The following is a 13323-nucleotide window of genomic DNA, read 5'->3' as shown; positions in this document are numbered from 1 at the left end:
CGGTAGGTTCTACCGCATGACGATCGCCCGGTCGCTGCTGCTGTTCGCCCTTGCCGCACTCGCCGAGATCGGCGGCGCCTGGCTGATCTGGCAGGGTTGGCGGGAACACCGCGGGCTGCTCTGGATCGCGGCGGGCGTACTCGCACTCGGTGCCTACGGCTTCGCCGCCACCTTCCAACCGGACCCGAACTTCGGCCGCATCCTGGCCGCCTACGGTGGCGTGTTCGTGGCGGGCTCCCTCGCCTGGGGCATGATCGTCGACAAATTCCACCCGGACCGCTGGGACTACCTCGGCGCCACCCTCTGCCTGCTCGGCGTAGCCGTCATCATGTACGTCCCACGCGACTGAACACCGTTGCGTGGAAGTCGTTGCAGCGGTGCGCTAATCGTCGGGGGTGAAGGCCCAGACGGCGGCGGGGCGGCCGGTGGCTTTGACGCGGCGGCGTTCGGTGGTGCGTGCCAGGCCGGGGATGGCGGCCAGGGTCCGATTCAGGTTCGCTGGGTCGGGGCGGGCGCCGAGGACGGAGGAGCTGAGTTCCACCGCGCGGGTCGCCGGGAATTCGTCGCCGGTCAGTGCTCTGGTGAAAGCCATATCCTTCCAGAGCAGACTGGCCAGCAGGCTCCGGGCGGCATCGACGATGCGGTTGTGGTCGAAGGCCAAATCGGGCACCGCATCGAACGAAACCCATTGCGCGGGCCCCTCATGCGGCTCGACCACGGCCCACATGGCAATGGACAACGTCGGCCCGCGCGGATCGCGATTCGGTTCGTCGAAGGTCACCAACTGCCCGACCGCCCCGATGGCCGCCGCTGGCACGCCCAACTTGGTATGCACCGCCCGCCGCGCCGCCGCGACCAACCGCTCGCCCCGCCCGAGCAGCACGCCCGGCAATGCCAAATGCCCGGTGAACGGCTCCATCTCCCGCGCCGCGATACCCACACTCACCTCGGCATCGTCGGCCCAGAACCGCAATGCCACCACATCGACCGAAACCACGGATTGCTCCACGCGACCCCATCCTGCCGCACTCCGGCCAGCTCGCGCGGAGTGACACTATCGAGCCGCCGTCTCGAGGTTCCCCGCAACCGAGTGCCACTCGATGCGCCATGACTCGGCGCGGACGCGAGAGCGCACGCCAGTCGCCGACTGCAACGCGTCGGGTGCCTGTGCCGCGGCGCGAGCGCAAGATTGCGCGCCGGTCACCAGCTGCCGCGCCGACAGAGCCAGCTCCCGATTGCTAGGCGGCGGCGACAACTCGGGTCGGAGTGCGGTCGCGACGGTCCGGGCCGTGGGCGGTCAGGACTATCGGGGCACCGAGTTGGCGTTCCAGCCACGGCACCGGCTCGGCTGGCACGGCTGTCAGGATCGGGTCGGCCGTGGTCAATAGAGCGGTGAGGTCCCGCTGGTGGTCGAGGTTTTGCCAGCGGCCCGGTTCCAGCCGGTCGAGCATCCCGCCCGCAGTCGCGTATCCCGTTGCGGCGTAGCCGGTTCCGGGTGCGTCGAGGTGGGTGAGTGCGAGCCCGTCGATACCGCCGGAGACCTCGATGGCATAGCGGAGCAGGATGGGGTCGAGGTGGCCTCGACGGAAGTGGCCCTGGTAGGGGCCGGTGGCGTTGTGAGGCTCGGGGAAGGTCATAGTGGGGTCTTCGGTCGGGAACGGGCCTGCGCCGTGGCGGGTCATGTAGGTGCGGGTGACGCCGAGTGTGTAAGCGGGGGCGTCGATTTCGGTGAGTAGGGCGCGGGCGTTGCGCGGTTCGACGGTGGACCAGGTGGTGTGCGGATGGAAGCCGCGCCATTCGTCGAGGAGAACACCTTGTGCCCCTTCGAAAATCAGGCGACCGCGTTCCGCGAGGCGGGCGAGTTCGGTGCCGTCGACTATGCGCACGGCGGCGGCGAATTCACGGTACATATCGACCAGATCGCGGATCGCTTCATAGCGGTGGGCGCTGGGCGCGATCAACGGTCCGAAGTATGCCGCCATCGCCTGCAGCTTGGGGTACAGGACGTCGGGACGCAGGCAATCCGAGACGGTCGGTGCATCGTATTCTATTGCGTAACTGGCAGTTTCGCCGATGCCACGGCCGCAGGAACCGTGCCGCGAGGAACCCCGCGCATCTTCGCGGGCACGGTTGGCAGCGATATGGATCGGCGTCGTGAGCAATGCGCGACCGTCGATCCGCAAGAGCGACAGCGGATCCGGCACACCGAGTGCGGCCAGCTGCCGCGATTCACCGGCCAGCGCGATCGGCTCGACCAGCATGTGCCGCGAGAGCAGCGTGGGCACTCCGGAAAAAGTTCCGGACCCGAACTGTGCGAAGGTGTGATGGCGACCGTCTGCGATCACATTGTGCGCCGCCTGCGCACCGCCGTTGAACCGCACGACCGCCGATACGTCCAGTCCTGCCTCCGGCGAGCACAGCCAATCGACGGTCGCCCCCTTCCCTGCATCTCCGAATCCGAGGTCGAGCACGATGATGTGCGACTGAAGCACCTTTCGCCCCTTACCTTTCCAGTGATTCATCCGCAAGCGCAGACAGTCCGCCCCGGTGGCTCGCAGCACGGTTCGGCCTTGTGCACCGCCATCCGCGTGCCACTGCGGCGTCGGTCACCGGCCTCAACGCTGCAGATCAGCAGCGTGCCCGCGCGGTAGCCGCCCAGGGCCGAACTCGACATCGGAGCCGCAGCACTCCAACACTTGCCGGATTCAGCTCCGCCCCCGCGACAGGGCACGAATATTCGGTCCCGCCTTGACTCCCAACGCCTTTCCGACCGAATCGGCCTCCGCCACCGACCCCACAGCACGCAGGTCCGCCAGTCCGGCGTGCACGTCGATGCGGTCTTCCTCCAGTCCGATGGTGAGCGCGATGAGCTCACAGACCGCGGCGGGATCGTCGAGCTTCATGAAGTTCTGGCCGAGCAATCCCCGCCAGTGCTCGGCGATCTCGGGATCGTCGAAGTAGCTCGACTGGTTCGGCAGGATGTAGTACACATGCCAGCGCTGGGCCAGTTCCCGATAGATCGATGCGACCTCGATATCGGTGCGCACGTGATCGCCGATGACGGCGCGGATATGCCGACCCGCCAGTTTCGCCTTGTTCAGTTCGTCGCCGATGATGAACAGGTAACCGCGCTTACCGCGCCGCTCCCATGCGTCGGTCGCGACATGGGTGGCCATGAAATACGCGGCTAGTTCATAGCTTTCGGACTTCTGTCCGCCGCCGCCACCCTCGAGTAGGATATTGCGCAACTGCTCGTCCATCCGGTTGTCGGATTCGAACTGCCCCACCTGCAGTGGCACGCGGTCGGTATCGGCATCGCCGATGGCGCCGAACATGATCTGTGGATCTTCCGCATAGCCCTTGCGCTGCAGGAGTCCGTGCAATTTGCCGAGCTTGTCCTGCATGATCCGCGGCACCCGGCCCATCGATCCGGTGACGTCGAACAGCACCGCGATCGGGAGCGAGTTGCCGTGCTCGGCCGAATCCCGACATTCGCGCACGGTGACGCCGAGTGGTTCGACCGCGGGATGCGCCCGCCAATCCGAATACGGCTGCCCCCGCATCTCGGCGGTGTATCCGAAGTCGTCCAGGCCTCGACTGGCGCAGAAGGTCTTGGCCGCACGGTAGGCGGTGTCGTCCCAGTGTCCGTATCCCATGTCATCGCTTCCTCTCGAGCTCAGTTTTAGTGTAGGAGACTAAAACTAAGATCGTCAAGAGTCCGCTGGTCGGACCAAGATCATCGATTCAGTGGAAGCCGCTCAGGCGTCCTGCCACTCGCGCTTGCGCGCCTCGCGTGCCAGTGCCCGGTCACGCTGCTCCTCGAACCTGAGCACGTCCTTGCCGAGCTGCTCCAGGAATAGGCCGAGTTCCTCGCGCGCCTGTTCACCGCGGGCACCGAAGTCATTGCGCTCGAAGATATTCCACTTGCGCAGCACCGGCGTGATGACGTCCTCGAGGTGCTGGCGCAGATCGTAGATGCCGTGTTTGGCCATCAGCACGCTATTGCGACGCCAGTCCGGCATGCCCGCACCGGGCATCTGGAAGTTGCGGATGATCGCGGAGATCGCTGCCAGCGCTTGGTCGGGCGCCAGATCGATGGCCGCACCGCAGAGGTTGCGGTAGAAGACCATGTGCAGATTCTCGTCGGCGGAAATACGCTGCAGCATCCGGTCGGCGACCGCATCGTTGCAGACCCGGCCGGTATTGCGGTGACTGACCCTGGTCGCCAGTTCTTGGAAGGTCACATAAGCGATACCAGGCAGGAATCCGTTCTCGTCCACCCCGGTCGGGTGCTGCACCCCGGCTGTCATGCAGACCATTCGCGCCTGTTCCAGCGCCACCGGGTCCACGCCTCGGGTAACAACGAGATAGTCGCGCATGACGGTTCCGTGCCGGTTCTCCTCGGCGGTCCACCGCCCCACCCAGGTGCCCCAGGCGCCGTCCTGGGAGAAGGATTCGGCGATCAGTCGGTGATAGGACGGCAGATTGTCCTCGGTCAGCAGATTGGTCACCATCGCAGCCCTGGCCAGTTCACTCAATTGGGATTGCGCTGGCTCCCAATCGATTCCGCCCATCTCGGCGAAATTGCGGCCTTGGTCCCACGGCACGTAGTCGTGCGGATGCCAGTCCTTGGCCATCGATAGGTGACGGTTGAGATTTTGTTCGGCAACGGGTTCGAGTTCGGTCAGCAACTCCAGCTGGGTCAAGGCATGTGTCACGATCTGGGTCCTGTCATCGGATCAGAGGTTCTCTTCCAGAGTGCCCCGATTGCCGGGCCGCCGAAATCCCCTACGGCGAATTCGTTTCGTCACAGGCACGAATGCTCACTACTGGTTGATCGCGAAGTCAGGCCGACACGGTATCGCCGAAGACGGCGTGTCGGGTCTGCTGTGGGCCGATCTATACCGAGGCCTCGAGCCAGCTGGCGATATCGACAATCACTTTCGGATCAACATGTTGCGCCGCCGCGTACTCCGCCGGAGTCGAGGGTCCCGCACCCGGAAAGAACAAGTGGTTATCCGAGTCGTACACCCGGATCGTCACCTCTGCCCGATCAGCCAGACCAGCCCGCCACAGCGACAAGTCGTCATCGATGGTGACCTGATAGTCCCGTCCGCCCTGCAGAATGAACATCGGCTTGCCCAATATCGCGGCGACAGCGACCGGATCGTAGTCCCGCGAATCCAACCAATACGACGCGGGCAGCCCGAGGGGTAGTTCACTGACTGGAGTCGACACCGTCAACGCACTGTCCACCAATTGCGCCTGCCGAACGATCGCCTCGATCGCGGCCTGCGCACCGGCACCACCATCGGGCTCCAACGCGGCGAGATAACGCGTGACCCGCACCGCGGACCAGTGCATCGGCGAGGCGTCACCGGCCAAGACGATCACCCCTGCCACCGTCGGTGCCGCGGCCGCGACCCGTGGCGCGACCTTCCCACCCATACTGTGCCCGAGCACGAAAACCCGATCCGTATCGACGGCCGGGTGCTCGCGCAGGACATTTACAGCCGCGACTGCATGGGGCACGTATTCATCGGTCATGGTGAAGGACGCGAGTCCCGCGACCACACCGGCATGCGCGTGGGTGATCTTGTCGAAACGCAACACCGCGATACCTCGGCTGGCCAACCCCCAGGCGATATCCGCGAGCGGCTTATTCGAACCCGTTGTCATATCGCGGTCGAAAGGTCCCCCGCCCGCCAGCAGCACAACCGCCGGACACGGCCGCGGCCGCCGCGGCAGGCTGATGGTGCCATGAACGACGAAAGGCGCCTGCCCGATCGCGACCTGCTCCTCGTCGAAGGACTCCGGGTCGGCGTAGTCGGGTGGCTGCCACGGTGCCGTGGGCGGCATCAGTTGCAGGCCGGTGAGGCGATCGGCGTCGTCGATCGTCATCCCGACCACCACCTCGCCGCGTTCGAGCCGCACGGGCACCCGCACCGCGCCGGCCTCGCTCACCGCGGCTCCCACCTCGGCCACCAATCCGTACCGATCGAGGACCGATTCCCAAGCCGCGCCCAGTTTTTCGGCCGACACCAGCGCTTGCAGTTGCGCCGCGAACATCTCGTGCACCTGCGCATACCGACCCGAGCACAAGTGCTCGACCACCTCGATGCCGGTGCGAGTAGGTGCGATCGACGACATCGAATCCTCCTGCGCTCAGGGCAATCAGCCTGGCATTGATCTCAACTTTGCGAACAGTATCAGAGATGAGAACATTACTCCATGGACCCGATGGAGCTACTCGCCCACCCGGTGCGACTGCGGATCGTGCATGCCATGTCGGGGGGCAGCGTGCTGACGACCGCCCAGCTCAGCGCCCGCATGCCCGACATCTCGAAGGCCACCGTGTACAGACACGTCGACCTGCTGGCCGAGCACGGCATCCTCGAAGTGGCCCGCGCGCAACGAGTGCGCGGCGTGGTGGAACGCGGCTATCGCCTGCGCCGCGAACACGCCGTAGTCGATGCCGAAACCGCAACCACCGCCGACCATCGCCGGATCTTCCCGATCGCCATGGCCATCTTGCTGACCGAATTCCAGGCGTACCTGCAAAGCGATGACGCAGACCCGACCGGCGATCTGGTCGGCTATCGCCAGCATGCGGTATGGCTCAGCCACGACGAACTCACCGAGCTCATCACCGATCTGCGGGCAGCGATCCTGCCCCGACTCTCCAACGCGGCGACAGGAGACCGCGCGCCATACCTGCTGAGTCCGATCCTGTTTCCGCTGGCACAGTCACCCGAGGGCGATGCAACGTGACCGGAACGGACGATTCGGTGACGACGCCGCGAGCTCAGGAGGCCGATACCAGAGCCGCCGCGGCGACCGTCTCGACAATGCAGTAGAACCAGTTGGGGTAGAAGGCGATTCGGTCATCGAGCACCGCAGATACGATGCGGCCGAATGCCATTCCGCCGAGTGCGACACCAATGGTGATCATGATTGCGGTGCGTAGGGTTCCGTCGTGGGTTGCCGCCACCGCCAGCATCGCCGCCATAGCCAGACCGAATCCGCCGTAGACGGCCCGGATCTCGTAGCGCGCTTCGGGTTGCTCCAGGCGGATGCCGAAGGGACGGGTGAGCGCCGCAGGGGCCGCGAGGGCATAGACACCCATCGCGAAGAAGAACACGCCGACAATGGTGTTGACAGCGATGGCCAAGGGAACCTCCTGTTCGAGTCGGAAGGCCAGCATGCTCGACCGGGGCGCGCGCCCGCTTCCACAAACGTGCGGTCAGTCCCCGTTGTACTGCAGCGAGCGCCAGGCCTCGATCGCCCAATCCAATTGCTTTCCGGGCACACTGATCGTGACCAGCAGCAACTCACCATTGCGGCGGCTGGCGATCCCCTGCACTCCGACCTCCGCACCGTCCTCGGAGGGCAGCCACCATCCGTCACCGGGTCCGCCGGTCACCGGTTCGCCGCGATGTCCCGCGGTGGCGTTGGCACCGTATTGCAGCATCGCGGCTGGTGGCGGCCCGGTTTTCGGGTCGCCCACGCGCAGGATGGTGATCTCGATCTGGCGGGTGCCGTCCCAGGCCCACCACCGATCGCCGTCCCAGCCGTAGGTGAATTCGCCGGGAATCCGCAGACTCCACCCGGGTACCGGTGTGGTGTGCACCGGGCGGCGGCGGTAGCCGAGCGGCTGCTGGTCCGCCGCGGCGGCGCGCTCGGGCAGATCGGCGGGCGCACCCTCCGCAAGGGTGGCCGAATCCGCAAGCAACAGTCGCAATTCGTGCCAGGCGGCCCACGGCAGCTCCAGCTCCGCGTCGAGCCGGTGCGCCTCGGCGAGCAATGCATCGGCCTGGTGTAGTGCGGGCGTGTCATCGGCGTCCGATGGTGCGCGCCATCGCACGTCGTTCCACATGATGCCCATCGCGGTATTGCGAATCGTCGGCGCGGTCCAGCGGTCCTCCCACCATGGGAAGAACGCGCGCGCCGCGGCCTCGTCACCATCGCGGACCGCCTGGAACCAGTCGCGATCGCGCGGCCCCAACCAGCTCGCGGCCAGCCCGTCGTAGTCGAAACGGTCACTGCCCAGCGACAATCCGATCGAAACCCAGGCGTCTTCCGCAGGAACCTCGGTCAGCACCGTCTCCGCGAGACCGCGGATCCACATCAGATAGTCACTTTCGACCTCGGCGCGGTCATCGCCCAATCCGAGCGGATCCTCGGTCCCCTCGTCCCACACGATGTCGAATCGCCGACCCATTTCGTGCAGCACGGCTGCCACGTGCCGGTGATAGCCCGGCCCGGCCGACGCACAACCCGCGCTCACCACCACCTGACCGTGCGCCGCACGCAGGTCGACTGGTTCGGCCGCCGGATGCAGCACGGCAAGCAGGCGATCTCCGGAGACCTCCACCGGTTTCCGCAGTGGCGCGGATGTGGCGGTCCAGTCGACCCGCGCACCGGCGGGGCCGGTCCGCAACCACTCCCCCACCTGATCGAGGAAGTCCGCGGTGGGCGCGCGGCATACCCCCGCCGCGTGCAACTCGATTCCCATGGATACACATCCTTGTGTCCGCGTTCCGGCCGCGAAAGTCAGGACCCTACACCTACACTGCGGCTGTGGGACCGAATGGCTACTGCTCGACGAGCCGACGACAGCCGTCCCGCCCGCCGGGCAGACCCACCGTATCGAGCCAGCGTTCGAGTTGACCGAGCTGCCACAGATCATCGATCTCCACCAGCACCGCGAGGAACGACAGCTGGGCGGCGGTCAGCTCCGAACCGATTCCGATCGGATCCGGAAAGGCTCTGTGTAGAAAGGAAATACAGTCGTAGTGCACGGTGCTGGGATTCGCGGCCCAGGCCGCTTCGATCGCGGCGGGTAGCAGCGTCTCGAAATCAGCAACACGACCGACGAGTTCCCGGATGACATCGTGGCGCAGCCACCCGTCCTGTCCGGGCAGATGACGATCGAACCACCGGTCGATGACTTCCGGATGCTCCAGCGCGGCGAGCAATTCGTCGGTAGCGCGCTGCTCGCCGGCGAATGCTGGCGCGAGAGCGGCGCAGGTGCGCACACCGGGATGGACATCGGCGAGCAGTTGCTCCGGCCGGCCGCCGTTGAGACCGGAAATCCTTGCGGCAGTGGCGCGTTCGGCCGGATCCGACATGGTCGGCGCGATCTCGTCCACCCGCCGCAGCAACGCGACCCGCTTTTCGGCATAGGCCGGATGCGCGGTGAGTTCGATCAACGCCCGCAGCGCGGCCATGCGCACCGTCACCTCCGGATCGTCGACCAGGGGCTCGACGGCCTCGATCACGCCGGGAATAACAGCGCGACAGGCAATCTCGTCCCTGGCCCGCATAGCCGCACGGAATACGTGATCATCGATGGCCGCCAACAAGCCCGGTGGCGTCGGAACATGCTCCACCAGAAGGGCATTCGCCGGATCCGGTCCCAATTCCAGCAACCCGGCACGCCGATTCGCTTTGACGCGCTGCAGATCCTCTTCGGTTCGCCCGGGTGGATATGCCTCGGTATGCAGCTGCTCATCGGAGATTCCCGAACAACATCCCTGTGCGAAGACCTCGAGGTAGTCCAGTAGCGCGACGCGCAACGGTCGCGGCCCCGGATCCCACGGCAGTATGCCCTCGACCTTCATCTCGGTGTGCGGACGAGCCAGCAGTTCGGCCACGATCGCGACGAACGGCGCGGTCGCGGAGTACACGCTGCCCTGATGCAATAGCGCGGCGTCGAGATAGCCGACCGCGTCGACACACGCCTCGGCGTCACCGTCGATCAGAGCCCGCAGGTGGGCCGGAGCATCCGCCGCCGGGCCGTAAGCATGTTCCAGCTCGACCCAATCGATATCGGCTATCGCCCGCAACACCGGATCCATCGGATTGATCATGCTGCAGCCGAGCACGTCCATCAACTCGAGCGAAACACTTGCGTTACCCGACGGATCTACGGTGCCGGTTCCAGATGATCGCCGATCAGCATGGTTCCCGGTCCGCGCCGCGCGCCGGGACCGTGCCGCCAGTAGACGTTGTCGGCGGTGAGCGGTGCGCCGCAGTCGCGGCAGACCACTACACCGGACGTCGGATGTCCGCAATCACGATGCACGACCAGCGCGGGCGGCCCCGCGGGTCCGGCGAGCCATTTATCGCCCCATGAGATGAGCATCGTGAGCACCGGATACAGATCGCGGCCCTGCTCGGTGAGCACATATTCGTGGCGCACCGGATTGGTCTGGTAGGCCCTGGCCTCGACGATCCCGTACTGCCGCAACACGTCCAGACGCGCGGTCAGGACATTGGTGGCGATTCCCAGATCGCGGCGGATGTCCTCGAACCGGTTCACCCCGACGAACAGGTCGCGCAGGATCAGCGGCGTCCACCGCTCCCCGACCACGTCGAGGGTTCGCGCGATCGAGCACACAATGTCGGACATGGCAGCTTTGGGCACCCGCCCATGGTAATCCATTGCTTTTTGCAAGTCACTCCGATACGTTGCGAAACGACCAACTGTGAAGGGGTGATCGAAACATGTCGGATACTGTGGCGCGGTTTCGCGAGGCAACGGAGGCCAGCGATTTCGATGCGCTGATGACGACCCTGGCCCCCGATGCCGAGCTGACTTCGCCGGTCTCGGGCCGGTTGGTCTTCCGAGGTCACGACGATCTGCGCATTCTGTTGACCGCGGCGTACGGCAGCCTGGGCCGACTGCGCTGGACCGAGCACATCGGCGACGGTGCCCGCCGAGTTCTGCTCGCCGAGGCCGCCGTCGGACCATTCCGGATGACCGAGGCCATGATCCTCGAATTGGCCGCCGACGGCCGCATTCGCCGACTCGAACCGCACCTGCGGCCCTGGCTCCCACTGACCCTGCTAGCGGTGAAGCTCGGACCGCGCCTACTTCGTCATCCGGGCGTCATGCGGCGGGCACTATCACGTTTCGACCAGCCCGTCTCCAGTTAACTCGAGACGTCGGGTCACCCCGATGTCGTCGAGGAAACGGGAATCGTGGCTGACGACGATCAGTGCGCCCTCGTAGTTGGCCAGCGCCTGGGTGAGGTGGTCGAGGCTGGGCAGGTCGAGGTTATTAGTGGGCTCGTCCAGCAGTAGGAGCTTCGGGGCCGGATCGGCGATCAGGAGCATGGCCAGGGCCGCGCGCAGGCGTTCACCGCCGGACAGGGCCGCCGCCGCGACATCGGCATCGGTGCCGCGGAACAGGAAGCGGGCGAGTTGGGCTCGGATCTGTTCGGCGGCCGCGTGCGGTGCGGTCGCGGCGACATTGTCGAAGACCGTGCGCTGCTCGTCGAAGATATCGAGACGTTGCGGCAGTATGCGCCACGGCACCAGCGGCGGTTCGGCGGCGATGCGATGCAGCAGTGTGGTTTTCCCCGCGCCGTTGCGCCCGGTCAGCGCGATCCGCTCCGGACCTGAGACCCCCAATGTCACGGTCGGACCGCAAGCCAGTTCGACCTCCTCGAGATCGATGACGTCCTGGCCCGGGTAGAGCCGGGTGCCCGGTAGGTCGATCCGGATCTGTCGATCGTCGCGCAACAGATCCTCGGCCTGTTGCAGCTGTTCCTTCGCGGTGTCCAGCTTTTCGATGTGGTTATTGCGCAGCTTGCCCGCCGATACTTGCGCCGCCCGCTTGCGTGCGCCCATGACGATCTTCGGCTCGCGTTTGTTCTCGAACATCTTCTGCCCGTAGCGCGCTCGGCGATCGAGTTTGATCCGGGTCTCGACCAGTTCGCGCGCCTGTTTGCGAACATCGCTGCGGGCGTCCCGGATCGCGGCGCGCGCCACCTCCTGCTCGGCTTCGATGATCCGCTCGTATTCGCTGAAATTGCCGCCGAACAAACGCAATTCACCCTGCCGCAGTTCGGCGATGGTGGACATTCGTTCCAGCAGCTCGCGGTCATGGCTGACGGTGAGTACGGTGCCGGAGAACTGGGCGACGACCTCGTAGAGGCGTTGGCGGGCAAGGTGATCCAGGTTATTGGTCGGCTCGTCGAGCAGCAGCACGTCCGGATCGCGCAACAGCTCGGCGACCAGGCCGAGCAGCACCGTCTCGCCGCCGGAGAGGGTTTCCAGGCGGCGGTCCAGCTGTTCGGTCGAGTCGGCGAGGTAGTGCAGGCCAAGGCGACCGAGCAGCGCGATGGCACTCTCCTCGACATCCCACTGCGCGCCGACGATATCGAAATCGGACTCGTCGCCGATGCCGGATTCGATGCGATGCAGCGCCTTTCGCGTCTCAGCGATGCCCAGCACCGCGTCGACACGCTGACCGTCGCCGAGGCCGAGATCCTGGCGCAGATAGCCAAGCCGCCCGGTGAGCGTGATCGAACCACGCGCCGGTGTCAGCTCACCCGCGATCAGCCGCAACAGGGTGGACTTGCCCGCGCCATTGCCGCCGACCAAGCCGAGGTGGCCGGGTCCGAGCACCGCGTCCAGACCGTCGAAGACAGGGGTGCCATCGGGCCAGGAGAAAGTAAGATCGGAAAGAGACAGATTGGTCATGTGGACCCCAGAGGTTGCGCGGGAATGCGGCGCACAGGATGCGGGCCGCCCGGGTGGCTACCTCATGAGAGCAACGACATGACTCCGATCAACGGGGATAAGACCCGTCTAGATTAAACACATCCGCGGCTGTCGCGCCACTGATATTCCGATCACATGTTCTGTCCGCAACGCCGAGGCGACCGAGTAACCCACCTCGACTACCCGGTCCGCCACTAACGAGCGATCTAGACTCGCACGACCGAGCTCAATGGGTAATCGCCCTGGCGATCGCGGCCATTGAGGAAGCCCAACTCCAGAACGACTGCGGCCGCGACGATTTCGGCACCGGCGGTCTGGAACAGTTCCGCGGCGGCAGCCAAAGTGCCGCCCGTGGCCAGCACATCGTCGAGCAGCAGAATGCGCCGCCCTTTCAGATCGACACCGTCGGCCGGAATCTCGAGCGATGCGGTGCCGTACTCGAGGCTGTACTCACGCGAGATGACCGGCGGCGGCAACTTCCCGGCCTTGCGCACCGCCATGACACCGGTTCCCAGCGTCGCGGCAACGCCGGCGCCGATGATGAATCCGCGAGCATCGACGCCCGCAACCAGATCGGCATCGGGTGCGCACGCCGCGAGGCAGTCGATGACGGCCCGGAAGCCCTCCGGATCGGCGAATACCGGCGTGAGATCGGCGAAGCGGATGCCGGGAGAGGGGAAATCGTCACACCAGCGGGTCAGGCGTTCGACCAGTTCGGCCGCCTTGCCTGTCCGCTCGGCTAGGACGTCGTCCGATTCCACCGCCGCATGCTTGCTCATCGACACCTCTCCATGGTTACTCACCCACCAA

The 13323-nt window shown here is 65.7% G+C and carries 14 protein-coding genes; 3 read left to right on the top strand and 11 right to left on the bottom strand.

The genetic code is table 11. The features are described from left to right. The first annotated feature begins 16 nt into the window (after positions 1-16). On the top strand, positions 17-349 hold the full coding sequence (locus tag ACIBI6_RS02000) for a YnfA family protein (protein WP_364340074.1): 333 nt from the start codon (positions 17-19) through the stop codon (positions 347-349). Positions 350-382: 33 nt separating this feature from the next. Here ACIBI6_RS02000 and ACIBI6_RS01995 read toward each other — a convergent pair whose 3' ends face one another. The 5 genes from ACIBI6_RS01995 to ACIBI6_RS01975 form a co-directional block, all read right to left on the bottom strand. Next, positions 383-1009, bottom strand: coding sequence for an NUDIX hydrolase (locus tag ACIBI6_RS01995; protein WP_364340072.1), 627 nt, complete (start codon positions 1007-1009; stop codon positions 383-385). A gap of 229 nt (positions 1010-1238) precedes the next feature. After that, entirely contained in the window at positions 1239-2492 is a 1254-nt protein-coding gene (locus tag ACIBI6_RS01990; protein WP_396955032.1) for an adenylosuccinate synthetase, read from the bottom strand. 213 nt (positions 2493-2705) lie between these two features. After that, positions 2706-3656: a hypothetical protein gene (locus ACIBI6_RS01985; protein ID WP_396955031.1), complete on the bottom strand. Its 951-nt coding sequence runs from the start codon at positions 3654-3656 to the stop codon at positions 2706-2708. 102 nt (positions 3657-3758) lie between these two features. After that, positions 3759-4718: an acyl-ACP desaturase gene (locus ACIBI6_RS01980; protein WP_364340066.1), complete on the bottom strand. Its 960-nt coding sequence runs from the start codon at positions 4716-4718 to the stop codon at positions 3759-3761. Between the two features lie 181 nt (positions 4719-4899). Further along, positions 4900-6150 carry an alpha/beta fold hydrolase gene (locus ACIBI6_RS01975; protein WP_364340064.1) on the bottom strand — a complete coding sequence of 417 codons (1251 nt, stop codon included), beginning with the start codon at positions 6148-6150 and terminating at the stop codon, positions 4900-4902. Positions 6151-6231: 81 nt separating this feature from the next. Between ACIBI6_RS01975 and ACIBI6_RS01970 the strand changes: the two genes are divergently transcribed. Then, complete coding sequence (locus tag ACIBI6_RS01970; protein WP_396955030.1) at positions 6232-6771, top strand: helix-turn-helix domain-containing protein; 540 nt, start codon at positions 6232-6234, stop codon at positions 6769-6771. Between the two features lie 34 nt (positions 6772-6805). Here the strand turns inward: ACIBI6_RS01970 and ACIBI6_RS01965 are convergent, their stop codons facing one another. The 4 genes from ACIBI6_RS01965 to ACIBI6_RS01950 form a co-directional block, all read right to left on the bottom strand. Continuing rightward, entirely contained in the window at positions 6806-7204 is a 399-nt protein-coding gene (locus ACIBI6_RS01965) for a DUF4345 domain-containing protein (protein WP_396955029.1), read from the bottom strand. 39 nt (positions 7205-7243) lie between these two features. Beyond that, positions 7244-8515 carry a hypothetical protein gene (locus ACIBI6_RS01960; RefSeq protein ID WP_396955028.1) on the bottom strand — a complete coding sequence of 424 codons (1272 nt, stop codon included), beginning with the start codon at positions 8513-8515 and terminating at the stop codon, positions 7244-7246. 79 nt (positions 8516-8594) lie between these two features. Continuing rightward, a complete protein-coding gene (locus tag ACIBI6_RS01955) occupies positions 8595-9893 on the bottom strand; it encodes a HEAT repeat domain-containing protein (protein WP_396955027.1) in 1299 nt (432 codons plus the stop codon). A 35-nt stretch (positions 9894-9928) separates the two neighbouring features. After that, positions 9929-10429 carry a helix-turn-helix domain-containing protein gene (locus ACIBI6_RS01950; RefSeq protein ID WP_364340056.1) on the bottom strand — a complete coding sequence of 167 codons (501 nt, stop codon included), beginning with the start codon at positions 10427-10429 and terminating at the stop codon, positions 9929-9931. Positions 10430-10509: 80 nt separating this feature from the next. Here ACIBI6_RS01950 and ACIBI6_RS01945 point away from each other — a divergent pair, with 80 nt between their 5' ends. Next, the gene (locus tag ACIBI6_RS01945) at positions 10510-10941 is read left to right on the top strand and encodes a nuclear transport factor 2 family protein (protein WP_364340054.1); all 432 of its coding nucleotides are present in this window, start codon (positions 10510-10512) and stop codon (positions 10939-10941) included. On the opposite strand, the gene ACIBI6_RS01940 is transcribed toward ACIBI6_RS01945, so the two are convergent. Both ACIBI6_RS01940 and ACIBI6_RS01935 read right to left on the bottom strand, forming a co-directional pair. After that, the gene (locus ACIBI6_RS01940; RefSeq protein ID WP_396955026.1) at positions 10912-12492 is read right to left on the bottom strand and encodes an ABC-F family ATP-binding cassette domain-containing protein; all 1581 of its coding nucleotides are present in this window, start codon (positions 12490-12492) and stop codon (positions 10912-10914) included. The genes ACIBI6_RS01945 and ACIBI6_RS01940 overlap by 30 nt on opposite strands. A gap of 227 nt (positions 12493-12719) precedes the next feature. Beyond that, positions 12720-13292: an adenine phosphoribosyltransferase gene (locus tag ACIBI6_RS01935; protein ID WP_364340050.1), complete on the bottom strand. Its 573-nt coding sequence runs from the start codon at positions 13290-13292 to the stop codon at positions 12720-12722. Positions 13293-13323 lie beyond the last annotated feature (31 nt).

Origin of the sequence: Nocardia sp. NPDC050412, assembly GCF_044458825.1 — a bacterium.
Lineage (GTDB): Bacteria > Actinomycetota > Actinomycetes > Mycobacteriales > Mycobacteriaceae > Nocardia.
This window is presented reverse-complemented; position numbering and strand designations above follow the sequence as displayed.

What these genes read in the sequence shown, in the direction of transcription:
- ACIBI6_RS01940 (WP_396955026.1), bottom strand. Translation starts at nt 12,492, where the DNA reads ATGACCAATCTGTCTCTTTCCGATCTTACTTTCTCCTGGCCCGATGGC.
- ACIBI6_RS01975 (WP_364340064.1), bottom strand. Translation starts at nt 6,150, where the DNA reads ATGTCGTCGATCGCACCTACTCGCACCGGCATCGAGGTGGTCGAGCAC.
- ACIBI6_RS02000 (WP_364340074.1), top strand. Translation starts at nt 17, where the DNA reads ATGACGATCGCCCGGTCGCTGCTGCTGTTCGCCCTTGCCGCACTCGCC.
- ACIBI6_RS01970 (WP_396955030.1), top strand. Translation starts at nt 6,232, where the DNA reads ATGGACCCGATGGAGCTACTCGCCCACCCGGTGCGACTGCGGATCGTG.
- ACIBI6_RS01945 (WP_364340054.1), top strand. Translation starts at nt 10,510, where the DNA reads ATGTCGGATACTGTGGCGCGGTTTCGCGAGGCAACGGAGGCCAGCGAT.
- ACIBI6_RS01955 (WP_396955027.1), bottom strand. Translation starts at nt 9,893, where the DNA reads ATGGACGTGCTCGGCTGCAGCATGATCAATCCGATGGATCCGGTGTTG.
- ACIBI6_RS01935 (WP_364340050.1), bottom strand. Translation starts at nt 13,292, where the DNA reads ATGAGCAAGCATGCGGCGGTGGAATCGGACGACGTCCTAGCCGAGCGG.
- ACIBI6_RS01965 (WP_396955029.1), bottom strand. Translation starts at nt 7,204, where the DNA reads ATGCTGGCCTTCCGACTCGAACAGGAGGTTCCCTTGGCCATCGCTGTC.
- ACIBI6_RS01985 (WP_396955031.1), bottom strand. Translation starts at nt 3,656, where the DNA reads ATGGGATACGGACACTGGGACGACACCGCCTACCGTGCGGCCAAGACC.
- ACIBI6_RS01960 (WP_396955028.1), bottom strand. Translation starts at nt 8,515, where the DNA reads ATGGGAATCGAGTTGCACGCGGCGGGGGTATGCCGCGCGCCCACCGCG.